Source organism: Pseudomonas sp. AN3A02 (assembly GCF_011765255.1).
Taxonomy (GTDB): domain Bacteria; phylum Pseudomonadota; class Gammaproteobacteria; order Pseudomonadales; family Pseudomonadaceae; genus Aquipseudomonas.
On record NZ_JAARNI010000010.1, the window covers coordinates 116,450 to 137,887 of the forward strand.

At 59.5% G+C, this 21,438-nt stretch carries 21 protein-coding genes; 15 read left to right on the forward strand and 6 right to left on the reverse strand.

Annotated elements, in window-relative coordinates:
- The first annotated feature begins 256 nt into the window (after positions 1-256).
- Positions 257-2,695: a Lon protease family protein gene (locus tag HBJ59_RS26250; protein WP_076014018.1), complete on the forward strand. Its 2,439-nt coding sequence runs from the start codon at positions 257-259 to the stop codon at positions 2,693-2,695.
- A gap of 200 nt (positions 2,696-2,895) precedes the next feature.
- Positions 2,896-3,222: a hypothetical protein gene (locus HBJ59_RS26255; RefSeq protein WP_076014017.1), complete on the forward strand. Its 327-nt coding sequence runs from the start codon at positions 2,896-2,898 to the stop codon at positions 3,220-3,222.
- A gap of 133 nt (positions 3,223-3,355) precedes the next feature.
- On the opposite strand, the gene HBJ59_RS26260 is transcribed toward HBJ59_RS26255, so the two are convergent.
- Complete coding sequence (locus HBJ59_RS26260) at positions 3,356-5,191, reverse strand: hypothetical protein (protein ID WP_167665242.1); 1,836 nt, start codon at positions 5,189-5,191, stop codon at positions 3,356-3,358.
- A 166-nt stretch (positions 5,192-5,357) separates the two neighbouring features.
- On the opposite strand from HBJ59_RS26260, the gene HBJ59_RS26265 reads away from it, so the two are divergent.
- Both HBJ59_RS26265 and HBJ59_RS26270 read left to right on the forward strand, forming a co-directional pair.
- On the forward strand, positions 5,358-5,846 hold the full coding sequence (locus tag HBJ59_RS26265; protein ID WP_076014015.1) for a TIGR00645 family protein: 489 nt from the start codon (positions 5,358-5,360) through the stop codon (positions 5,844-5,846).
- A 121-nt stretch (positions 5,847-5,967) separates the two neighbouring features.
- Positions 5,968-6,585 (forward strand): FKBP-type peptidyl-prolyl cis-trans isomerase, encoded by a 618-nt coding sequence (locus tag HBJ59_RS26270; RefSeq protein ID WP_167665243.1) that lies wholly within the window; start codon positions 5,968-5,970, stop codon positions 6,583-6,585.
- A gap of 131 nt (positions 6,586-6,716) precedes the next feature.
- On the opposite strand, the gene HBJ59_RS26275 is transcribed toward HBJ59_RS26270, so the two are convergent.
- The 3 genes from HBJ59_RS26275 to HBJ59_RS26285 form a co-directional block, all read right to left on the reverse strand.
- A complete protein-coding gene (locus tag HBJ59_RS26275; RefSeq protein ID WP_003215856.1) occupies positions 6,717-6,974 on the reverse strand; it encodes a hypothetical protein in 258 nt (85 codons plus the stop codon).
- A 198-nt stretch (positions 6,975-7,172) separates the two neighbouring features.
- Positions 7,173-7,514, reverse strand: a complete 342-nt coding sequence (locus HBJ59_RS26280; protein ID WP_003215858.1) for a zinc ribbon domain-containing protein YjdM — start codon at positions 7,512-7,514, stop codon at positions 7,173-7,175.
- A gap of 185 nt (positions 7,515-7,699) precedes the next feature.
- Positions 7,700-8,668, reverse strand: coding sequence for a polyprenyl synthetase family protein (locus HBJ59_RS26285; protein WP_003215860.1), 969 nt, complete (start codon positions 8,666-8,668; stop codon positions 7,700-7,702).
- A gap of 239 nt (positions 8,669-8,907) precedes the next feature.
- On the opposite strand from HBJ59_RS26285, the gene rplU reads away from it, so the two are divergent.
- The 5 genes from rplU to HBJ59_RS26310 all read left to right on the forward strand — a co-directional run bounded on the left by rplU (position 8,908) and on the right by HBJ59_RS26310 (position 12,671).
- On the forward strand, positions 8,908-9,222 hold the full coding sequence (gene rplU, locus HBJ59_RS26290; RefSeq protein ID WP_003176051.1) for a 50S ribosomal protein L21: 315 nt from the start codon (positions 8,908-8,910) through the stop codon (positions 9,220-9,222).
- Positions 9,223-9,256: 34 nt separating this feature from the next.
- Entirely contained in the window at positions 9,257-9,532 is a 276-nt protein-coding gene (gene rpmA, locus HBJ59_RS26295; protein WP_003215862.1) for a 50S ribosomal protein L27, read from the forward strand.
- 194 nt (positions 9,533-9,726) lie between these two features.
- Positions 9,727-10,950 carry an Obg family GTPase CgtA gene (cgtA, locus tag HBJ59_RS26300; protein WP_076014014.1) on the forward strand — a complete coding sequence of 408 codons (1,224 nt, stop codon included), beginning with the start codon at positions 9,727-9,729 and terminating at the stop codon, positions 10,948-10,950.
- A 123-nt stretch (positions 10,951-11,073) separates the two neighbouring features.
- Positions 11,074-12,192 carry a glutamate 5-kinase gene (proB, locus tag HBJ59_RS26305; RefSeq protein ID WP_017477809.1) on the forward strand — a complete coding sequence of 373 codons (1,119 nt, stop codon included), beginning with the start codon at positions 11,074-11,076 and terminating at the stop codon, positions 12,190-12,192.
- Positions 12,193-12,209: 17 nt separating this feature from the next.
- Positions 12,210-12,671 (forward strand): CreA family protein, encoded by a 462-nt coding sequence (locus tag HBJ59_RS26310; protein ID WP_076014013.1) that lies wholly within the window; start codon positions 12,210-12,212, stop codon positions 12,669-12,671.
- Between the two features lie 147 nt (positions 12,672-12,818).
- On the opposite strand, the gene rpsT is transcribed toward HBJ59_RS26310, so the two are convergent.
- A complete protein-coding gene (gene rpsT, locus HBJ59_RS26315; RefSeq protein ID WP_003215870.1) occupies positions 12,819-13,097 on the reverse strand; it encodes a 30S ribosomal protein S20 in 279 nt (92 codons plus the stop codon).
- A gap of 254 nt (positions 13,098-13,351) precedes the next feature.
- Between rpsT and murJ the strand changes: the two genes are divergently transcribed.
- The 6 genes from murJ to ispH all read left to right on the forward strand — a co-directional run bounded on the left by murJ (position 13,352) and on the right by ispH (position 20,890).
- The gene (gene murJ / locus HBJ59_RS26320; protein WP_076014012.1) at positions 13,352-14,890 is read left to right on the forward strand and encodes a murein biosynthesis integral membrane protein MurJ; all 1,539 of its coding nucleotides are present in this window, start codon (positions 13,352-13,354) and stop codon (positions 14,888-14,890) included.
- Between the two features lie 118 nt (positions 14,891-15,008).
- Positions 15,009-15,947: a bifunctional riboflavin kinase/FAD synthetase gene (ribF, locus tag HBJ59_RS26325; protein WP_076014011.1), complete on the forward strand. Its 939-nt coding sequence runs from the start codon at positions 15,009-15,011 to the stop codon at positions 15,945-15,947.
- Between the two features lie 13 nt (positions 15,948-15,960).
- On the forward strand, positions 15,961-18,792 hold the full coding sequence (gene ileS / locus HBJ59_RS26330; RefSeq protein WP_167665244.1) for an isoleucine--tRNA ligase: 2,832 nt from the start codon (positions 15,961-15,963) through the stop codon (positions 18,790-18,792).
- Entirely contained in the window at positions 18,785-19,294 is a 510-nt protein-coding gene (gene lspA / locus HBJ59_RS26335) for a signal peptidase II (RefSeq protein WP_076014009.1), read from the forward strand. The genes ileS and lspA overlap by 8 nt, the downstream gene beginning before the upstream one ends.
- 7 nt (positions 19,295-19,301) lie before the next feature.
- Positions 19,302-19,739, forward strand: coding sequence for an FKBP-type peptidyl-prolyl cis-trans isomerase (fkpB, locus tag HBJ59_RS26340; RefSeq protein ID WP_003215879.1), 438 nt, complete (start codon positions 19,302-19,304; stop codon positions 19,737-19,739).
- Between the two features lie 203 nt (positions 19,740-19,942).
- A complete protein-coding gene (ispH, locus tag HBJ59_RS26345) occupies positions 19,943-20,890 on the forward strand; it encodes a 4-hydroxy-3-methylbut-2-enyl diphosphate reductase (RefSeq protein ID WP_048724209.1) in 948 nt (315 codons plus the stop codon).
- Here ispH and HBJ59_RS26350 read toward each other — a convergent pair.
- Positions 20,844-21,425, reverse strand: a complete 582-nt coding sequence (locus HBJ59_RS26350; protein WP_167665245.1) for a GspH/FimT family pseudopilin — start codon at positions 21,423-21,425, stop codon at positions 20,844-20,846. The genes ispH and HBJ59_RS26350 overlap by 47 nt on opposite strands.
- Between the last annotated feature and the right edge of the window lie 13 nt (positions 21,426-21,438).

Sequence of the window (21,438 nt, forward strand, 5' to 3'; positions counted from 1 at the left end):
CTTTGTGTGCAAACCAATGGACAAGGGTTCAGGTGCCTGACAGCACCCTAGGGGTCGGTTATTAGTCCAACCCGCAGCAGGTTGGAGTTTAGGCATGATCCAAGGGTTCCGTGACTTTTTATGAAACAAGCCGGAAACACTCGGTTTTTTTACAGCCTCAAACCTGGGTCTATGCTTTCCCTAAGCCGTCCTTGCCAGCCGGCCCAACCCGGCGCCAGAATGCCGTCATCTGCCCCGCCTGATGTAAGGAAGCCCGATGCCTGATCCTGTTGCTGCCAGCTTGCGTCTAGCGCCCGAAGCGCTGACTCGTCCTTTTTCCGCTGAACAGTTCAGCTTCTCGACCACCAATGATTTGGAGCCCTTTCGCGGTGTGCTTGGCCAGGAACGTGCGGTCGAAGCCTTGCAGTTCGGTGTGGCCATGCCACGCCCCGGTTACAACGTGTTTGTCATGGGCGAGCCCGGTACCGGCCGCTTTTCGTTCGTCAAACGTTACCTCAAGGCCGAAGGCAAGCGCCTGCAGACCCCGGCCGACTGGGTCTACGTCAATAATTTCGATGAGCCTCGCGAACCCCGCGCGCTGGAGCTGCCCGCGGGCGGTGCTGCCGCGTTCATCTCCGATATCAACGGCCTGATCGACAACCTGGTCGCGACCTTTCCGGCCGTGTTTGAACACCCGACTTATCAACAGCGCAAAAGCGCCATCGACCGCGCCTTCAACCAGCGCTACGACCGTGCGCTGGACGTCATCGAGCGCCTGGCCCTGGAAAAGGACGTGGCGCTGTACCGTGACAGCACCAACATTGCGTTCACCCCGATGCTCGACGGCAAGGCTCTGGACGAGGCTGAATTCTCGCAGTTGCCGGAAGCTGACCGCGAGCGTTTCCACACTGATATTTCCGAACTGGAAGAACGCCTCAACGAAGAACTCGCCAGCCTGCCCCAGTGGAAGCGCGAGTCCAACAACCAGATGCGCCAGTTCAACGAAGAAACCATCACGTTGGCCTTGCAGCCACTGCTGTCGCCGCTGTCCGAGAAGTATGCGGAGAACGCGGCAGTCTGCGGCTACCTGCAGGCAATGCAGGTCTACCTGCTGAAAACCGTGGTCGAGCAACTGGTGGACGACGCGAAAACCGATGCCCAGGCCCGCAAGTTGCTGGAGGAGCAGTACTGCCCGAGTCTGGTGGTAGGCCATCCGGTCAACGGTGGCGCGCCGGTGGTATTCGAGCCGCATCCGACCTACGACAACCTGTTCGGCCGTATTGAATACAGCACCGACCAGGGCGCGCTTTACACGACTTACCGCCAGTTGCGGCCGGGTGCGCTGCACCGTGCCAATGGCGGTTTTCTGATCCTCGAAGCCGAGAAAATGCTCAGCGAGCCGTTTGTGTGGGACGCCCTCAAGCGTGCCCTGCAATCGCGCAAGCTGAAAATGGAGTCACCGTTGGGCGAACTGGGCCGCCTGGCCACGGTGACCCTCAACCCGCAAGTGATCCCGTTGCAGCTCAAGGTCATCATCATTGGCTCCCGCCAGCTGTACTACGCGTTGCAGGACGCAGATCCGGACTTCCAGGAGATGTTCCGGGTGCTGGTGGACTTTGACGAAGACATTCCGATGGTGGATGAAAGCCTGGAGCAGTTCGCCCAGTTGCTGAAAACCCGCACCTCGGAAGAAGGCATGGCGCCGTTGACCTCGGATGCCGTGGCACGGCTGGCGACCTACAGCGCGCGGCTGGCGGAGAACCAGGGGCGCTTGTCGGCGCGTATCGGTGATTTGTTCCAGTTGGTCAGCGAGGCGGACTTCATTCGTCACCTGGCGGGTGATGAGCGCACCGACGCTGGGCACATCGAGCGTGCGCTCAAGGCCAAGGCCACGCGCACCGGGCGGGTGTCGGCGCGGATTCTCGACGACATGCTCGCCGGGGTGATCCTGATCGACACCGCCGGTGCAGCGGTGGGCAAGTGCAACGGGCTGACGGTGCTGGAGGTGGGTGACTCGGCGTTTGGTGTACCGGCGCGGATCTCTGCCTCGGTGTACCCGGGCGGCAGCGGCATCGTGGATATCGAGCGTGAAGTTAACCTCGGCCAGCCGATCCACTCCAAGGGCGTGATGATCCTCACCGGTTACCTGGGCAGCCGTTATGCCCAGGAATTCCCGTTGGCGATCTCGGCGAGTATCGCCCTGGAGCAGTCCTACGGTTATGTCGACGGCGACAGCGCCTCCCTGGGCGAGGCCTGCACCTTGATCTCGGCTTTGTCGAAGACGCCGCTCAAGCAGTGCTTTGCCATCACCGGCTCCATCAACCAGTTTGGTGAAGTGCAGGCGGTGGGCGGGGTCAACGAGAAGATCGAAGGCTTCTTCCGCCTCTGTGAAGCCCGCGGGCTGACCGGCGAGCAGGGGGCGATCATTCCCCAGGCCAACGTTGCGACGCTGATGCTCGATGAGAAGGTGCTGCAGGCTGTGCGCGACGGGCAATTCCATGTCTATGCCGTGCGTCAGGCCGACGAAGCTTTGAGCCTGCTGGTGGGTGAGCCTGCGGGTTCGCCCGACGAGGAGGGGCAATTCCCGGAAGGCAGCGTCAATGCACGGGTGGTGGAGCGTTTGCGGGCGATTGCCGAGATGATCAGTGAAGATGATTTGAAGGAAGCCGAGAAGGAGCTGGCGCAGGAGGCGTTGGCAGAAGCCAAACCGGTGTAATAACTACCGAAGGGGCCTGTTTTCAGGCCCCTTCGGCATATTTTTGACGCCGTCGTGACGGCAGTCGTCCGTTGGTCCCCCGGCCTTGGTTTGTACCGGGTTTCTTCTATTCTCAGCTCAAGGGATATCCACAGGAGTCGCTGGATAGAAACAGTCTTGCCCTGCGAGGCTGAATACCGGATCTACCGAGGGTCGCCGCCATGTCGCGCAACCTCTGCCTCACCCGCCAGTGCCTGGGCCTGGTTACTCGTATCGAATGTTCCATTCGCCCTCTCGCCGGGGATACCGGGATGTGGACCTTGTTGTTTGCCGCCGGAATGACGGGTGAACAGCCTTCCACCATCAAATCCCAAGGCCCGTTTCATGGACCTTTCGTGGCACAAACCATCCTTGATTCGATTGTCGAAAGCCTGACCCTGCACGGGTACGAGCTGGCCGACGACCCGCAAATCTGGTGCCTGCACCTGCAGGCGCACTTGCGACAGCTCAATGGCGGGCGGCAGACCGCGCTGAGCGATATCCGCTAAGCACGGAAAGCCAAATGTGGGAGCGGGCTTGCTCGCGAATGCGCTGTGTCAGTCAATATATCTGTGACTGATGCACTGCATTCGCGAGCAAGCCCGCTCCCACATTCGATCTTCAGCGCCAGTGGAGCTTATATTATGGCTTGGGCGCTGGGGTCGCCTCGGGTTTGTCCAGCTTCACCTCAAACCCATACTGCACCGTGTCCAGACCGGTGCGCTGGTAAGTCTCCAATGTAGTCGGCTGGCCGTAGAAGTAATGCACGTCGAACAGCGCCGTGCCGTATTCCTCGGCACGGTGGCTGACCCCGAGAATTTCCTTCAGGTAGTTGCCGCTGGCGTCCTTGGTATAGAACCGCCAGCTGTCGGACGGGAAAAGTTTCTGGTCGACAATCAGCGCGTTGTCTTTCAACTCCAGGCCTTTGGGCAACTGCCCGGCCGTGAGGCTGCCTTTTTCGATGGTGGCCAGGAACAGTGGCATTGATCCCACGGCAAAACCCGGATTCTCGGGGAACAGGTTCAGGTCATAGGTGATGGTGCCGCGCCCTGGGTCGACTTCGTAGGCTTCGGCGGGCAGTTCGATCGGCTCGCCGAGCTTGCCTTCGTCGTTGGCAGTGAGGAAGGTCACGGGAGCATCGCCACCGCCGCGGTCGTCGCCCAGCAGGTCGTCGTTGAAGGTGTAGGGGTGATCGAACTCGACGTGCGCCGCACTGGCGTCATCCACCGATTGGTTGATGGTGACACTTTTCTTTAGCTGGTCTTCGGACAGGGTGGCGTCCTTGAGCCAGTCCGCGGCTTGGTCGTCATACACGGTGACCGGCATCGGCAGGGGCTGTACGGTTTTCTCCAGGCTGTTTTTGTCGAAGCGCCTTACGGGCAGGTCCAGGTCCTTGCGGGTCACGGTGGCCTGGGAAAAGTCGAGCACGCTGACTTGCACATTGTCGATCAAGCCATTGAAGTACACCTTGGTGTAGTGGCTGCCCTGCTTGAGTTCGAAGGCTTTCTGCTCGTCTTCCATCTGCTTCTCGAAGGCGTCGGACCAGGCCGTCTGCTTTTGCATCTCCGCCAGTTGCTTCTCGTAGAACGCCAGTTGCGCGGCGTTCTCGTTGATTGAGCCTGAGCGCGAGAGAAATTGCCCGGTGGTGTCGCGAGCCTGCACCAGCAGCGGGTTCGGCGATTCGTCCGCAACTTCCGGCGCCAGCGGGGCGCTGTTGGTCAGTTCGATCTCGGCGTAGTTCTTTTCCAGGGTCAGCAGGGTGACCGTGACGTTTTCTTCGGTGCGTTTGCGGCCCACGTCCTTTTTCGACAGGTCGAAGGTGAAGACTTTACGCGGCGCGATCACTTCCACCTTGCCCTTGAGGGTGACGGGCTGCGGCTGGCTTTTGTTTTCAGTCTCGATGCCTTCGACGAACGGGTAAGTCACCGTCAGGTCATCGGGGTTGGTCAGATTGGAGCTGGTAGGGCTCAACTGGATGCCCGGGTCGGTTTCCGACCACTCCGGCTGGAAGGGGATGACCTTGTTGTTGCTCAAGGTGACCGACTGCCATTCCAGGCCATGGGGGAAGGGGAACTGGTCGGGCATGTTGAAGTTGAACGGGAAGATCGGTTGCAGGTCCGTCAGGTAGTCCGAATGGGATGCCTTGCGCAGGACAAACAGGCCGTTGATGTAGGTATCAACCAACGCCTGGGGCGTGGGGTAGTGCTTGAGCAGTGCCAGGGCGTCTTCGCTGTACTCGGCCTCGATAGGCTTGCTGGCCAGCTTGGCCCGTGCCCGTTCCAGCAGCAACAGCGAGCCACCGAGCTCGGATACGGCGTCCTTGAGCTTGGGATCCTGGATGGCGTCCAGGGACTGTTCGAACTTGGCGGTTTTCTCTTCGAGGCTGGCTTGCTTGTGTTCATCGCTTGGGGAGCAACCGCTGCCCATCAGCAACGCCGCGCACAGGCCAATGCTGGCCAAAGGGGATCGCACATCCATTATCTGAGTTTTCCTGTCCGACATCATCGAGCCGAGTTGATGAGCCCGACACTAGCAGAAAAATTCTTTTACAGATGCCGTACAGATCAGTTTTCTCGACGGTTTCTGGCGTTTGTGTGCGGCTGATATACTCGGCGCCATTTTTAGCCACGCTGTGTGAGATTCAATGGAACGCTTTATCGAAAATGCAATGTATGCCTCACGCTGGCTGTTGGCACCGATCTATTTCGGGTTGTCCCTTGGGCTCTTGGCGCTGGGGCTGAAGTTCTTCCAGGAAGTGTTCCATGTGATTCCCATGGTGTTTTCCATGAGCGAGTCGGATGTGATCCTGGTGCTGCTGTCGTTGATCGACATGGCACTGGTGGGCGGCTTGCTGGTGATGGTGATGATCAGCGGCTACGAGAACTTCGTTTCCCAGCTGGACATCGACGAAAGCAAAGAGAAGCTCAACTGGCTGGGGACCATGGATTCCTCGTCGCTGAAGATGAAGGTCGCGGCGTCCATCGTGGCGATTTCGTCGATCCATTTGCTGCGGGTGTTCATGGACGCCAAGAACGTCGATCCCGAGCATTTGAAGTGGTACGTGATCATTCACATGACCTTCGTGGTGTCTGCGTTTGCCATGGGTTATCTGGACAAGTTGACCAAACATTGATCAGCGCCCGGCGGGTGTGCGCCTGAGGCTCCAGGGCTCATCAAGAGCGGGGCTTGTGTGCTAGTCTGCTCGCCCTTTTAGTTTGGACGACACGTGTGTCGTCCTACAGCGGAGCCTTTCCATGTCCGAAGTTAATCTGTCCACCGACGAAACCCGCGTGAGCTACGGCATTGGCCGTCAGTTGGGCGACCAACTGCGCGACAACCCGCCACCGGGCGTGAGCCTGGACGCGATCCTGGCTGGCCTGACCGACGCTTTCGCCGGCAAGCCTAGCCGTGTGGACCAAGAGCAAATGGCCGTCAGCTTCAAGGTCATCCGCGAAATCATGCAAGCCGAAGCCGCTGCAAAGGCTGAAGCTGCTGCTGGCGAAGGCCTGGCTTTCCTGGCTGAAAACGCCAAGCGTGACGGCATCACCACCCTGGCTTCCGGCCTGCAATTTGAAGTGCTGACTGCCGGTACCGGCGCCAAGCCGACCCGTGAAGACCAAGTGCGTACTCACTACCACGGCACCCTGATCGACGGCACTGTGTTCGACAGCTCCTACGAGCGCGGTCAGCCTGCAGAGTTTCCGGTTGGTGGCGTAATTGCCGGCTGGACCGAAGCCCTGCAACTGATGAATGCCGGCAGCAAATGGCGCCTGTACGTGCCGAGCGAACTGGCTTACGGCGCTCAAGGCGTTGGCAGCATCCCGCCGCACAGCGTTCTGGTGTTCGACGTCGAGCTGCTCGACGTTCTGTAAGACCGCTGACTAGGTTGTAGGAGCGAGCTTGCTCGCGATGAACGTCAACGATGACGCGCCCATGCTGAATGAACGCGGTGTCTTTGAGTTCTTCGCGAGCAAGCTCGCTCCTACACGGTTTTGCAGGTTGCTCATGGATGAAACTTGCCATTGAGATCCGTCACCGGGCGCAACGCCCGGGCATAGCAGAACAGAAACAGATTTCTCACCACTTCCTTCAGCACCCCAGGTTCACTGGAACTCAGGCCATTGACGTCCAGGTCGCCCTGATCCTGCAGTTCGCTTAACGCTTCTTCTTCCAGTACTGCGCAGACTTCCCCGGTTTCCCGATGGAGGATCCGCAGGTAAGGGTGTGGACGGTCCAGCCAGGCATCGATCAAATAAGTCATGGGAAGCATCTCCTTGATGGGTTTCAATGAGAATAATTCTTATTCAAGGAATAGCAAGTCCCTATTGGCGATTTCCGGACTTTTCTGTGTGGATATTGTTTTTGATCAAAAGGCCTGGCCTTTTGCCGCTAGTGCGGAAGTGACGCGGGGGAGGGTGAAGCGCCATCCCGTGCCGGGCACGAGATGGAGGCAGCCGGTTCAGACCTTGCGGACGAACTCGGACTTGAGTTTCATCGGGCCGATACCGTCGATCTTGCAGTCGATATCGTGGTCGCCATCGCACAGGCGGATGTTCTTGACCTTGGTGCCGACTTTGACCACCAGCGACGTGCCCTTGACCTTGAGGTCCTTGATCACGGTGATGGTGTCGCCGTCCTGCAGGACGTTGCCCACAGAGTCTTTCTTGACGGATTCATCGCTGGCAGCCTCGGCTTCGCCACCGACGGCCCACTCATGGGCGCATTCCGGGCAAATCAGCTGGGCGCCGTCTTCGTAGGTGTATTCGGAATTGCATTTCGGGCAGGGTGGCAACGTGCTCACTAAAGCTCCTTTGGTTTCAGGATGGCTAAAAAGCGCACATTATATAGGGTTTTAGCGGGGGGAGGGGGCACCGTCCCTTGTAGGAGCGAGCTTGCTCGCGAAAAACTCAAGGACGCCGCGTGTAATCAGGTGTACGCGTTATCGTTGTAGACCTTCGCGAGCAAGCTCGTTTCTACAGGAATTGCTTAGTGAGTGCGGGCGACCGCGAACTCACTCAGCTCAACCAGGGCGTCCCGGTATTCGCTGGCTGGAAGGGCTTCCAGGCATTGGATGGCGCGAGCGACGTAGTCACGTGCCAGTTGCGCGGTGTATTCGAGGGAGCCCGAGGCTTCCACGGCTTCGCGGATGCTTTCCAGGTCTTCGATCCCGCCTTTCTGGATCGCCTTACGCACCAGGGCGGCCTGTTCAGGCGTGCCTTCGCGCATGGTGTAGATCAGCGGCAAGGTCGGCTTGCCCTCGGCCAGGTCGTCACCGACGTTCTTGCCCAGGGTTTCGGCGTCGCCGCGATAATCCAGCAGGTCGTCCACCAACTGGAAGGCTACGCCCAGGTGATCGCCGAAGGTGCGCAGGGCTTCGCTCTGCTCGGGCGTCGCTTCGCACAAGGCGGCAGCGCTGTGGGTCGAGGCTTCGAAGAGCATCGCGGTTTTGCCGCGAATCACTTCCATGTAGGTTTCTTCGGTAGTGCTGGCGTCGCGAACCTTCGACAGTTGCAACACTTCGCCTTCGGCGATGATGCGCGTGGCCTGTGAAAGAATCTTCATCACCGGCATCGAGCCCAGCTCGACCATCATTTCGAACGAGCGCGAATAAAGGAAGTCGCCCACCAGCACGCTCGGCGCGTTGCCCCACATCGCGTTGGCCGTCTCGCGACCACGGCGCATGCCGGACATATCGACCACGTCGTCATGCAGCAGGGTGGCGGTGTGCAGGAACTCGATGGTCGCGGCCAGCAGGCGCAGGTCATCGCCTTCGCGGCCGAGGGCCTTGCCACACAGCAACACTAATAAAGGACGCAGGCGTTTACCGCCGGCCGACGTAATGTAGTCGCCAATTTTGGAGACCAGCGGCACTTTAGAAGTCAGCTGCTTCTTGATGATGCCGTCGACGGCGCTAAAATCGTCCGCCACCGCGCGGTAGAAAGCTTGGGGTTGCATCAGCGACAGTCGCTCCAGAAGGGTTGCGCGGCATGCTAGGACCCACGCCCCGTAGTGTCAAGGCGCGATAGACGGCCACTTGCAACGCCTCCTTAGCTTGCGTACAATCGCGCACCCTGAACTTCCTGGGCAGCACCTGCCTTACGCAATTGCATTCGGGACGTCCATCCCATGCAGCCATGCCAGCCAATACCTCTTCTTATAAAGCGCTGGGTGAGCAGGATTATCGGAGAAATACCATGTCGTACGCAGTAATTGTTACTGGTGGCAAGCAATACAAGGTCGCCCCAGGTGAATACCTGAAGATCGAGAAGCTGGAAATCGCTACTGGCGAATCCGTTACTTTTGATCGCGTTCTGTTGGTCGCCAATGGCGATGACGTGAACATCGGCGCTCCAGTTGTTGCAGGCGCTACCGTTGTGGCTGAAGTGATCTCCCAAGGTCGTCACGATAAAGTCCGCATCATCAAGTTCCGTCGTCGTAAGCACCACATGAAGCGTATGGGCCACCGCCAGTGGTACACCGAGATCAAAATCACCGGTATTCAGGCTTAATTTCAGCCTAATTCCTCACTAGGAGAATTGACTCATGGCACACAAAAAAGCTGGTGGTAGTACCCGTAACGGTCGCGACTCAGAAGCCAAACGCCTTGGCGTGAAGATGTATGGCGGCCAGGTTATCATTCCGGGCAACATCATCGTGCGTCAGCGCGGCACCCAATTCCACGCCGGTTACGGTGTTGGCATGGGTAAAGATCACACTCTGTTCGCTAAAATCGACGGCGTGATCAAGTTTGAAGTAAAAGGCGCTTTCAACCGCCGTTACGTGAGCATTGTCCCGAAGACTGAAGTCGTCGCGGCATAATTACGTAGTTGCTGGAAAAGCCCTGTCTCGCGACGGGGCTTTTTCGTTTGTGGGGTGAGTCTCTTGCAAAGCTGTTTGTGATGGGCGAAAGCAGCTGGATTTGCGGTCGTTGCTTGAGGTCGCTGCGCTCATTTTTGCAAGAGTCTTATGTCTTGGTTTCTTAAGCTCGTCCGTGTGGCGAGAGGCGTTTTGTTATGAAGTTTGTTGATGAAGTTTCGATCCGAGTAAAAGCTGGCGACGGCGGTAACGGTTGCATGAGTTTCCGTCGGGAAAAATTCATCGAAAACGGTGGTCCTAACGGCGGTGATGGCGGTGATGGCGGCTCGGTCTACATGATCGCCGACGAAAACCTCAACACCCTGGTGGACTACCGTTACACCCGGCACTTTGATGCCGAGCGTGGCTCCAACGGCGGCAGCACTGACTGCACCGGTAAAAAAGGCGAAGAGCTGGTTCTGCGGGTTCCAGTCGGCACTACCGTGATCGACTCCGCTACCCAGGAAATCATTGGCGACCTGACCAAGGCCGGTCAGCGCCTGCTGGTGGCTCATGGTGGCTGGCACGGTCTGGGTAACACCCGTTTCAAGTCCAGTACCAACCGTGCGCCACGCCAGACCACGCCGGGCAAGCCTGGCGAGCAGCGTGACCTCAAGCTGGAAATGAAGGTGCTGGCTGACGTAGGTCTGCTGGGCCTGCCGAACGCCGGCAAAAGTACGTTCATTCGCTCGGTGTCTGCTGCCAAGCCGAAAGTTGCCGATTACCCGTTCACTACCTTGGTGCCAAACCTGGGTGTGGTCAGCGTTGATCGCTGGAAGAGCTTCGTGGTTGCGGACATTCCGGGCCTGATCGAAGGGGCTTCCGACGGCGCGGGCCTGGGGATTCGTTTCCTCAAGCACTTGTCCCGTACCCGTTTGCTGTTGCACCTCGTCGACATGGCGCCGCTGGATGACACCAGCGCACCAGACGCTGCTGAAGTGATCGTCAGTGAGCTGACCAAGTTCAGCCCGTCCCTGGCTGAGCGTGATCGTTGGTTGGTACTGAACAAGTGCGACCAGATTCTCGAGGAAGAGCACGAAGAGCGCGTCAAGGAAATCGTTGATCGCCTGGAATGGACTGGTCCGGTCTACGTGATCTCGGCCATTGCCAAAGAAGGCACTGAGCGCCTGACGCGCGACATCATGCGTTACCTCGAAGATCGTGCCGACCGCCTGGCTGCCGACCCTGTCTACAAGGCAGAGCTGGCCGAGCTGGATCAGCGCATCGAAGACGAAGCTCGTGCCCAGTTGCAGGCGCTGGATGACCAGCGTGCCCTGCGTCGCAGTGGTGTCAAGTCGGTCCATGACATCGGTGACGATGATTGGGACGAAGAAGACGTGGATGATGAAGATGGTCCGGAAATCATTTACGTGCGCGACTGATTCGTTGCAGTAAACTTAAGCGCCGCTCAATCGAGCGGCGTTTTGGTATCTGGAAATCGGTAGTCACGAATAACGTTATGGGCGGCGCTGGGTCGCGCGGCCCTCTATCTAAGGTTGAAGATGATGCGGAGCAAGGTGACAGGTGCGCAGCGTTGGGTCGTTAAGATCGGTAGCGCGCTGCTGACGGCGGATGGCAAGGGGCTGGATCGTGCGGCCATGAGCGTCTGGGTGGACCAGATGGTGGCTTTGCATGAGGCCGGTGTCGAGTTGGTGCTTGTGTCGTCCGGGGCGGTTGCCGCAGGCATGAGTCGCCTTGGCTGGACCGCGCGACCCAGCGCGATGCACGAGCTGCAAGCCGCTGCCGCCATTGGTCAGATGGGGCTGGTGCAGGCTTGGGAGTCCAGCTTTGCCGAGCATGGTCGCCACACGGCGCAGATTCTGCTGACCCATGACGACTTGTCCGACCGCAAGCGCTACCTGAATGCCCGCAGCACCCTGCGTGCCCTGGTTGAACTCAAGGTGATCCCGGTGATCAACGAGAATGACACCGTGGTGACCGACGAAATTCGTTTCGGCGATAACGACACCCTGGCGGCCCTGGTGGCTAACCTGGTTGAAGCCGATTTGCTGGTGATTCTCACGGATCGCGACGGCATGTTCGACGCTGATCCGCGCAATAACCCTGAGGCGCAGCTGATTTACGAGGCGCGTGCCGATGATCCGGCGCTGGACGCGGTGGCTGGGAGTGTCGGTGGTGCCCTGGGGCGTGGCGGTATGCAGACCAAGCTACGTGCGGCGCGGCTGGCGGCGCGTTCCGGCGCGCATACCATCATCGTTGGCGGCCGGATTGAACGGGTGCTGGATCGTCTCAAGGCGGGCGAGCGCATCGGTACGCTGCTGTCGCCTGAGCGCGGCATGCTGGCGGCGCGCAAGCAGTGGCTGGCGGGGCATCTTCAGACGCGCGGTACCTTGGTGTTGGATGCTGGGGCTGTGTCGGCGTTGTCCCAGGGCAACAAAAGCCTGCTGCCGGTGGGCGTAAAATTGGTCCAGGGCAGCTTCCGCCGTGGCGAGATGGTGGTGTGCGTGGCGCCGGACGGTCGCGAGATTGCCCGTGGCCTGGCCAACTACAGTGCCCTTGAGGCGCAGAAAATCATTGGGCAATCGTCTGATGCGATTGTCGGTCTGTTGGGTTACATGGCTGAACCGGAGCTGGTTCACCGGGATAACCTGATTCTGGTTTAAGTAAAAAGGAATTCTCGATGCGCGTGATGAAGGGGTTGCTCGGTGTACTGCTGGCGATGCCGTTGCTGGCATCGGCCGAAGAGATTGGCCAGGTGTCGACGGTGTTCAAGTTTGTCGGCCCCAATGACCGGATTGTGGTCGAGGCCTTTGATGACCCGAAGGTCGATGGCGTGACCTGCTACCTGTCCCGCGCCAAGACGGGTGGGGTGAAAGGTGGTCTGGGGTTGGCTGAGGATCGCGCTGAGGCGTCTATTGCCTGTCGTCAGGTGGGCGCGATTCACTTTAAGGGTGAGCTGAAGGACGGGGATGAAGTGTTCAAGGAGCGCACGTCCCTGGTGTTCAAGACCATGCAGGTGGTGCGTTTCCTCGACAAGAAGCGCAATACCCTGGTGTATCTGGTCTACAGCGACCGCTTGATCGAAGGCAGTCCGCAGAATGCGGTGACGGCGATTCCGATCTTGCCATGGCCTGCCCAGTAGGCGCGAGCTCACTCGCGAAAAGCCAGAGGGCGCCGCGTTTATTCAGGCGGCGCACATAATCGTTAACCACCATCGCGAGCAAGCTTGCTCCAACAGGCAGGCAATAAAAAACCGACCCTAGGGTCGGTTTTTTAACAAGCTTATCGCTTAGGCTGCAGCAGCAAGGTTCAGAGCCTTGATGTGGCCATTCAGACGACCTTTATGGCGAGCAGCTTTGTTCTTGTGGATGATGCCTTTATCGGCCATACGGTCGATAACTGGCACAGCCAGAACGTAAGCAGCTTGAGCTTTTTCAGCGTCTTTTGCGTCAATGGCTTTAACTACATTCTTGATGTAGGTACGAACCATGGAACGCAGGCTGGCGTTGTGGCTGCGACGCTTCTCAGCCTGTTTTGCACGTTTTTTGGCGGAAGGTGTGTTGGCCACCGTCGAGCTCCTCGAAAGACTTTTTAGGAAATAGCAAACAAAATAGGCCGCGAATCATGCCGATGAGTTGAAGTCTTGTCAAGGGCGGGTGATGCGAACTGCTGAGTGGTCGATCTTAAGAGGCGGGTGATTTATTTCCGGCGCTTGACCTGTAAACTCGCGAGCTTTGGCTCTGTGCTTGTTGCAGGCGCGGAGTATCGCATATGTGGGCCGTTTGTTCGCCTGCTCTTTATCTATAGGCAAAAACTCTTTCAATGAATCTGCTCAAATCGTTGGCCGCCGTCAGCTCTATCACGATGATTTCCCGGGTTCTAGGGTTTGTACGTGACACGCTGCTGGCACGTATTTTTGGCGCCAGCATGGCCACGGATGCCTTCTTTATAGCCTTTAAACTGCCCAACCTGCTGCGGCGGATCTTCGCCGAAGGGGCTTTTTCCCAGGCTTTCGTACCGATTTTGGCGGAATACAAGGCCCAGCAAGGCGAGGAGGCGACCCGCACCTTTATTGCCTATGTGTCGGGCTTGCTGACGTTGGTGCTGACGTTGGTGACGATCGCCGGGATGCTCGCCGCGCCCTGGGTGATCTGGGCCACGGCCCCCGGTTTTGCCAATACGCCGGAAAAATTCGCCCTGACCACTGATCTGTTGCGGGTGACCTTTCCTTATATATTGCTGATTTCCCTGTCGTCCCTGGCCGGGGCGATCCTCAATACCTGGAACCGCTTCTCGGTGCCGGCCTTCGTGCCGACCCTGCTTAACGTCAGCATGATTATTTTTGCGCTGTTCCTGACGCCGTACTTCGATCCGCCCGTGATGGCTTTAGGCTGGGCGGTGTTGGCCGGTGGCCTGGCACAACTGCTGTACCAACTGCCGCACCTGAAGAAGATCGGTATGCTCGTGCTGCCGCGCCTGAACCTCAAGGACACCGGCGTGTGGCGCGTTATGCGCAACATGCTGCCGGCAATCCTCGGGGTTTCCGTCAGCCAGATCTCGCTGATCATCAATACCGCCTTTGCCTCGTTGCTGGTCTCGGGCTCCGTATCGTGGATGTACTACGCCGACCGTCTGATGGAGTTGCCGTCCGGCGTGCTGGGCGTGGCGCTCGGCACCATCCTGCTGCCGACGCTGTCCCGCACATACGCCAGCAAGGACCGTCACGAATACTCGCGAATCCTCGATTGGGGGCTGCGCCTGTGCTTCGTCCTGGTATTGCCGTGCTCCCTGGCGCTGGGGATCCTGGCGGAGCCATTGACCGTTTCTCTGTTTCAGTACGGCCAGTTCAGTGCGTTTGATGCCTCGATGACCCAGCGTGCGCTGATCGCCTATTCCGTCGGGCTGCTGGGCATTATCGTGATCAAGGTCCTGGCGCCCGGCTTTTATGCCCAGCAAAACATCCGTACCCCGGTGAAGATTGCGATCTTCACCCTGGTGGTCACGCAACTGCTCAACCTGGTGTTTATCGGCCCGCTGGCTCATGCCGGCCTGGCGTTGGCCATTAGTGTCGGCGCCTGCATCAACGCCGGCCTGCTGTTCTATCAACTGCGTAAACAGAAAATGTTCCAGCCGCAGCCGGGCTGGGGCATGTTCGCGCTCAAGTTGCTGGTGGCGGTGGCGATGATGTCTGCGGTGTTGCTGGGGCTGATGCACTTTATGCCTGCCTGGGATCAGGGCCATATGCTGGAGCGCTTCATGCGCCTCGGTGCGTTGGTAGTGGCTGGTGTGGTGGTGTACTTCGGCATGTTGCTGCTGATGGGCTTCCGCTTGCGGGATTTCAATCGCAAGTCGCTGAGCTAGAGACTTTTCGTCGATAAGGCGGTTGTTTTATCGATTCGCGCAAATGGCCTGCGCTGTTGCCTGTCGTCCGGGGCTGGGTGTGGTTATAATCGACCACTTTATGAGCAAGAAGCGCGTTATGCAGCTGGTTCGAGGTCTCCACAACCTGCGCCCCCAGCATCGGGGCTGCGTCGCCACTATTGGCAACTTTGACGGTGTTCACCGTGGCCACCAGGCTATCCTGGCCCGCCTGCGTGAGCGTGCGGTTGAGTTGGGCGTGCCCAGCTGTGTGGTGATTTTTGAACCACAGCCGCGCGAATTCTTTACCCCGGAGACGGCGCCGGCGCGTCTGGCCCGTCTGCGGGACAAACTGCAACTGCTGGCTGAAGAAGGCGTGGACCGCGTCCTCTGCCTGGCTTTCAACCAGCGTTTGCGCAGCCTCAGCGCCGCCGAGTTCGTCGACCGTATCCTGGTGGACGGCCTGGGCGTGCAGCACCTGGAGGTCGGCGACGACTTCCGTTTCGGTTGCGACCGGGTAGGGGATTTCGATTTCCTGCAACAGGCCGGCGTCACCCAGGGTTTTACCGTCGAAGCCGCGCAAACCGTCGAACTGGACGGCCTGCGCGTGAGCAGTACCCAGGTGCGTAACGCCTTGGCCGCTGCCGACTTCGCCTTGGCCGAGCGCTTGCTCGGTCGCCCGTTCCGGATTGCCGGGCGGGTGCTGCACGGCCAGAAGCTGGCGCGCCAACTGGGCACGCCAACCGCCAACGTGCAGCTCAAGCGCCGTCGTGTGCCACTGACCGGGGTTTACCTGGTGAGTGTCGACATCGACGGCCAATCGTGGCCCGGAGTCGCCAACATAGGCGTCAGGCCCACGGTTGCAGGTGATGGCAAAGCCCACCTGGAAGTTCACCTTTTGGATTTTGCCGGTGATTTGTATGACCGGCGTTTGACGGTGGCTTTCCACCAAAAGCTGCGTGAAGAGCAGCGTTTCGCCTCCCTGGAGGCGTTGAAAACGGCGATCAATGCGGATGTCGCCGCCGCCCGTGCACTAGCCGCACCTAGCGCCCATCGCTAATGAAGAGCCTTAAATGACCGACTATAAAGCCACGCTAAACCTTCCGGACACCGCCTTCCCAATGAAGGCCGGCCTGCCACAGCGCGAACCGCAGATCCTGCAGCGCTGGGACAGTATTGGCCTGTACGGAAAGTTGCGCGAGATTGGCAAGGATCGTCCGAAATTCGTCCTGCACGACGGCCCTCCTTATGCCAACGGCACGATTCACATCGGTCACGCACTGAACAAGATTCTCAAGGACATGATCATCCGCTCGAAAACCCTTTCGGGTTTCGACGCGCCTTATGTCCCGGGCTGGGACTGCCACGGCCTGCCGATCGAACACAAAGTCGAAGTGACCTACGGCAAGAACCTGGGCGCGGATAAAACCCGCGAACTGTGCCGTGCCTACGCCACCGAGCAGATCGAAGGGCAGAAGTCCGAATTCATCCGCCTGGGTGTATTGGGCGACTGGGCCAACCCGTACAAGACCATGGACTTCAAGAATGAGGCCGGTGAAATCCGCGCCTTGGCCGAAATCGTCAAGGGCGGTTTCGTGTTCAAGGGCCTCAAGCCCGTGAACTGGTGCTTCGATTGCGGCTCGGCCCTGGCTGAAGCAGAAGTCGAGTACGAAGACAAAAAGTCCTCGACCATCGACGTCGCCTTCCCGATCGCCGACGAAGCCAAACTGGCTGAAGCCTTCGGTCTGGCGAGCCTGGCCAAGCCAGCCTCCATCGTGATCTGGACCACCACCCCGTGGACCATCCCGGCCAACCAGGCGCTGAACGTGCACCCGGAATTCACCTACGCCCTGGTGGACGTCGGTGACAAGCTGCTGGTGCTGGCTGAAGAGCTGGTCGAGGCGTGCCTTGCCCGCTACAACCTGCAAGGCTCGGTAATCGCGACCACCACCGGCTCCGCGCTGGAGCTGATCAACTTCCGTCACCCGTTCTACGACCGCCTGTCGCCAATCTACCTGGCCGAGTACGTTGAACTGGGCGCCGGCACCGGCGTGGTTCACTGCTCGCCTGCCTATGGCGTAGACGACTTCGTGATCTGCAAGCAGTACGGCCTGGTCAACGACGACATCATTAATCCAGTGCAAAGCAACGGCGTGTACGTGCCGTCCCTGGAATTCTTCGGCGGCCAGTTCATCTTCAAGGCCAACCCGGCGATCGTCGACAAGCTGGCTGAAGTCGGTGCGCTGCTGCACACCGAAACCATCACCCACAGCTACATGCACTGCTGGCGTCACAAGACCCCGCTGATCTACCGCGCCACCGCGCAGTGGTTTATCGGCATGGACAAAGAGCCGACCAGCGGCGACACCCTGCGTAACCGCGCGATCAAGGCGATCGAAGACACCAAGTTCGTTCCGGCCTGGGGTCAGGCGCGCCTGCACTCGATGATCGCCAACCGTCCGGACTGGTGCATCTCCCGCCAGCGCAACTGGGGCGTGCCGATCCCGTTCTTCCTGAACAAGGAAAGCGGCGAGCTGCACCCACGTACCGTCGAACTGATGGAAGTGGTTGCCCAGCGTGTTGAGCAAGAAGGCATCGAAGCCTGGTTCAAGCTGGACTCCGCCGAGCTGCTGGGCGAAGAAGCGCCGCTGTACGACAAGATCAGCGACACCCTCGACGTCTGGTTCGACTCCGGTACCACTCACTGGCATGTATTGCGCGGTTCGCACCCGATGGGTCACGAGACTGGCCCGCGTGCCGATCTGTACCTGGAAGGTTCCGACCAACACCGTGGCTGGTTCCACTCCTCGTTGCTGACCGGCTGCGCGATCGACGATCACGCCCCGTACCGCGAGCTGCTGACCCACGGCTTCACTGTCGACGAGAACGGTCGCAAGATGTCCAAGTCCCTGGGCAACGTGATCGCGCCGCAAAAGGTCAACGACACCCTGGGCGCCGACATCATGCGCCTGTGGGTTGCCTCTACCGATTATTCGGGCGAGATGGCCGTGTCCGAGCAGATCCTGCAGCGCAGTGCCGATGCCTACCGCCGGATCCGTAATACCGCACGCTTCATGCTATCGAACCTGACCGGTTTCAACCCGGCCACCGACATCCTGCCGGCCGAGGAAATGCTCGCCCTGGACCGTTGGGCCGTGGACCGTACCCTGTTGCTGCAGCGCGAGCTGCAAGAGCACTACGGCGAATACCGCTTCTGGAACGTCTACTCGAAGATCCACAACTTCTGCGTGCAGGAGCTGGGTGGTTTCTACCTCGACATCATCAAGGACCGCCAGTACACCACCGGTGCCAACAGCAAGGCCCGCCGTTCGGCGCAGACCGCGCTGTACCATATCTCTGAAGCGCTGGTGCGCTGGATCGCCCCGATCCTGGCTTTCACCGCCGACGAGTTCTGGGAATACCTGCCGGGCGAGCGTAACGAGTCCGTCATGCTCAACACCTGGTACGAAGGCCTGACCGAATTGCCGGCCGACTTCGAGCTGGGCCGCGAGTACTGGGAAGGCGTGATGGCCGTCAAGGTTGCCGTGAACAAGGAACTGGAAGTGCAGCGCGCGGCGAAGGCCGTTGGCGGCAACTTGCAGGCCGAAGTCACGCTGTTTGCCGAGGAAGGCCTGACCGCTGACCTGGCGAAGCTGAGCAACGAACTGCGCTTCGTCTTGATCACCTCGACCGCCAGCCTGGCGCCGGTTGCCCAGGCACCTGCGGATGCCGTCGCGACCGAAGTCCCGGGCCTCAAGCTCAAAGTGGTCAAGTCGTCCTTCGCCAAGTGCGCCCGTTGCTGGCACTGCCGTGAAGATGTCGGCGTGAATCCTGAGCATCCGGAAATCTGCGGTCGTTGCGTCGACAACATCTCTGGCGCTGGCGAGGTCCGTCACTATGCCTGAAGCCAGTCGTTTTGGACGCCTGGGCTTGCTCGTATTGAGCGTGCTGGTGCTGGTCATTGACCAGCTCAGCAAGGCTCACTTCGAAGGCGCCCTGGAGATGTACCAGCAGATCGTGGTGATTCCCGACTACTTCAGCTGGACCCTGGCCTATAACACCGGTGCTGCGTTCAGCTTCCTGGCTGACAGCTCCGGCTGGCAGCGCTGGCTGTTTGCCCTGATCGCCGTGGTGGTCAGTGCCGTGCTGGTGGTCTGGCTCAAACGCCTGGGGCGCGATGACACCTGGCTGGCCGTGGCACTTGCCCTGGTGCTCGGTGGTGCATTGGGCAACTTGTACGACCGCATTGCCCTGGGCCATGTGATCGACTTTATTCTGGTGCATTGGCAGAACCGCTGGTACTTCCCGGCGTTCAACTTTGCCGACAGCGCCATCACCGTCGGTGCAATCATGCTGGCGTTGGATATGTTTAAAAGTAAGAAAACCGGAGAGACCGTTCATGACTGAACAGGTATTGGCTGAGCAACGCATCGGCCAGAACACGGAAGTCACCTTGCATTTCGCATTGCGCCTGGAGAATGGCGACACGGTCGACAGCACGTTCGACAAGGCCCCGGCGACCTTTAAGGTCGGCGACGGCAACCTGCTGCCGGGTTTCGAAGCGGCACTGTTCGGCTTCAAGGCCGGCGACAAGCGCAACCTGCAGATCCTGCCGGAAAACGCCTTTGGCCAGCCCAACCCGCAAAACGTACAGATCATCCCGCGTTCGCAGTTCCAGGACATGGAACTGTCGGAAGGCTTGCTGGTGATCTTCAATGATGCGGCGAACACCGAACTGCCGGGTGTGGTGAAAGCTTTTGATGACGCGCAAGTGACCATCGACTTCAACCACCCGTTGGCCGGGAAAACCTTGACCTTTGATGTCGAAATCATCGACGTTAAAGCGCTGTAACTAACGAAATCGGCCTACTGTAGGAGCGAGCTTGTTGTGGCGAGGGAGCTTGCTCCCGTTGGAGTGCGTAGCACTCCCAAACTGTTCTTCGAGATACACCTGATGTGTCTCGATTGCCCAGGTTGGGGCTGCTTCGCAGCCCAGCGGGAGCAAGCTCCCTCGCCACACAAGCTCGCTCCTCAGGGCAAGACACGAGGCACAGCATGCAAATCAAACTCGCCAACCCCCGTGGCTTCTGCGCCGGCGTGGACCGGGCGATTGAAATCGTCAACCGCGCCCTGGAAGTCTTCGGGCCGCCGATTTACGTGCGCCATGAAGTCGTCCACAACAAATTCGTGGTCGAAGACCTGCGCAGCCGCGGGGCCATCTTCGTTGAAGAACTGGACCAGGTGCCGGACGACGTTATCGTTATCTTCAGCGCCCACGGCGTTTCCCAGGCCGTGCGCACTGAAGCAGCAGGCCGTGGCCTGAAAGTGTTCGACGCCACCTGCCCGCTGGTGACCAAGGTGCACATCGAGGTCGCGCGCTACAGCCGTGATGGTCGTGAATGCATCCTGATTGGCCACGCCGGTCACCCGGAAGTCGAAGGCACCATGGGCCAGTACGACGCCAGCAATGGCGGCGCGATCTACCTGGTGGAAGACGAAAAAGACGTCGCCGCGTTGCAGGTGCACAACCCTGAAAAGCTGGCCTTCGTTACCCAGACCACCCTCTCCATGGACGACACCAGCCGCGTCATCGATGCGTTGCGTACGCGCTTCCCCGCGATTGGCGGGCCACGCAAGGACGACATCTGCTACGCCACGCAAAACCGTCAGGATGCGGTCAAGCAATTGGCCGACGAATGCGACGTGGTGCTGGTGGTGGGTAGCCCTAACAGCTCCAACTCCAACCGTTTGCGTGAACTGGCCGAGCGCATGGCCACTCCGGCCTATTTGATCGATGGTGCCGAAGACATGCAGCGCAGCTGGTTCGATGGCGTCGAGCGCATCGGCATCACGGCGGGTGCCTCGGCCCCGGAAGTGCTGGTTCGCGGCGTTATTCAGCAACTGCAGGCCTGGGGCGCCACAGGCGCTGATGAGCTGGCTGGCCGTGAAGAGAACATCACTTTCTCCATGCCCAAGGAGCTGCGGGTTCGCTCGCTGCTCTGAGTCCCAAGGTGCCGGCGTAGCCCCGGCACAGCGCCTGCTCGGTTTTGTTACTGCGCAGGCTGATGCGCCCGCTGGCTGCCAGCACCACTTGATACAGGCTCAGTTGCTGGTCCGTCGCGCACACGTGAACGGTGCCGGCGCTGAAAGCCCCTGCTGACAGCAGCGGTTCGCCCAAGCCGCTGAAGCGTATCTGGGTTCGCACTGGCGTATTGCCCACAATGGGTATCTGGCCACTGTCCTGGCGCTCCAGCAGCACCGGGTTTTTGTCGTCCAGATGGCCGCGGCCGTTCAGGTCCAGTACCACCCTCCATCCCCGGCTCCAGTCATCCTCCAGTGCATGGATAACCACCGTGCGATTACGCGCGATGGCTTCCGTGCGGGCGTAACGCACCCCGCTGGCGAGTGATTCTGCGGCGCTCTGGCGACGTTGCGATTCAAGCAGCCCCTTGAGACTCGGCACTGCCAGATTGGCCAGGATGCCGCTCAGGAACAGACCCAGAACTAGCTCAATCAGAGAGAAACCTCGTTGTTTCATGTGCCGTCCCTCC

Excerpts from the sequence above, each read along its gene's own strand:
- proB (WP_017477809.1), top strand. The coding sequence starts at position 11,074 with ATGCGGAGCAAGGTGACAGGTGCGCAGCGTTGGGTCGTTAAGATCGGT.
- lspA (WP_076014009.1), top strand. The coding sequence starts at position 18,785 with ATGCCTGAAGCCAGTCGTTTTGGACGCCTGGGCTTGCTCGTATTGAGC.
- HBJ59_RS26270 (WP_167665243.1), top strand. The coding sequence starts at position 5,968 with ATGTCCGAAGTTAATCTGTCCACCGACGAAACCCGCGTGAGCTACGGC.
- HBJ59_RS26260 (WP_167665242.1), bottom strand. The coding sequence starts at position 5,191 with ATGGATGTGCGATCCCCTTTGGCCAGCATTGGCCTGTGCGCGGCGTTG.
- ribF (WP_076014011.1), top strand. The coding sequence starts at position 15,009 with ATGCAGCTGGTTCGAGGTCTCCACAACCTGCGCCCCCAGCATCGGGGC.
- murJ (WP_076014012.1), top strand. The coding sequence starts at position 13,352 with ATGAATCTGCTCAAATCGTTGGCCGCCGTCAGCTCTATCACGATGATT.
- HBJ59_RS26255 (WP_076014017.1), top strand. The coding sequence starts at position 2,896 with ATGTCGCGCAACCTCTGCCTCACCCGCCAGTGCCTGGGCCTGGTTACT.
- HBJ59_RS26285 (WP_003215860.1), bottom strand. The coding sequence starts at position 8,668 with ATGCAACCCCAAGCTTTCTACCGCGCGGTGGCGGACGATTTTAGCGCC.
- HBJ59_RS26250 (WP_076014018.1), top strand. The coding sequence starts at position 257 with ATGCCTGATCCTGTTGCTGCCAGCTTGCGTCTAGCGCCCGAAGCGCTG.
- cgtA (WP_076014014.1), top strand. The coding sequence starts at position 9,727 with ATGAAGTTTGTTGATGAAGTTTCGATCCGAGTAAAAGCTGGCGACGGC.
- HBJ59_RS26275 (WP_003215856.1), bottom strand. The coding sequence starts at position 6,974 with ATGACTTATTTGATCGATGCCTGGCTGGACCGTCCACACCCTTACCTG.
- ileS (WP_167665244.1), top strand. The coding sequence starts at position 15,961 with ATGACCGACTATAAAGCCACGCTAAACCTTCCGGACACCGCCTTCCCA.
- rpmA (WP_003215862.1), top strand. The coding sequence starts at position 9,257 with ATGGCACACAAAAAAGCTGGTGGTAGTACCCGTAACGGTCGCGACTCA.
- ispH (WP_048724209.1), top strand. The coding sequence starts at position 19,943 with ATGCAAATCAAACTCGCCAACCCCCGTGGCTTCTGCGCCGGCGTGGAC.
- rplU (WP_003176051.1), top strand. The coding sequence starts at position 8,908 with ATGTCGTACGCAGTAATTGTTACTGGTGGCAAGCAATACAAGGTCGCC.
- HBJ59_RS26310 (WP_076014013.1), top strand. The coding sequence starts at position 12,210 with ATGCGCGTGATGAAGGGGTTGCTCGGTGTACTGCTGGCGATGCCGTTG.
- HBJ59_RS26265 (WP_076014015.1), top strand. The coding sequence starts at position 5,358 with ATGGAACGCTTTATCGAAAATGCAATGTATGCCTCACGCTGGCTGTTG.
- HBJ59_RS26350 (WP_167665245.1), bottom strand. The coding sequence starts at position 21,425 with ATGAAACAACGAGGTTTCTCTCTGATTGAGCTAGTTCTGGGTCTGTTC.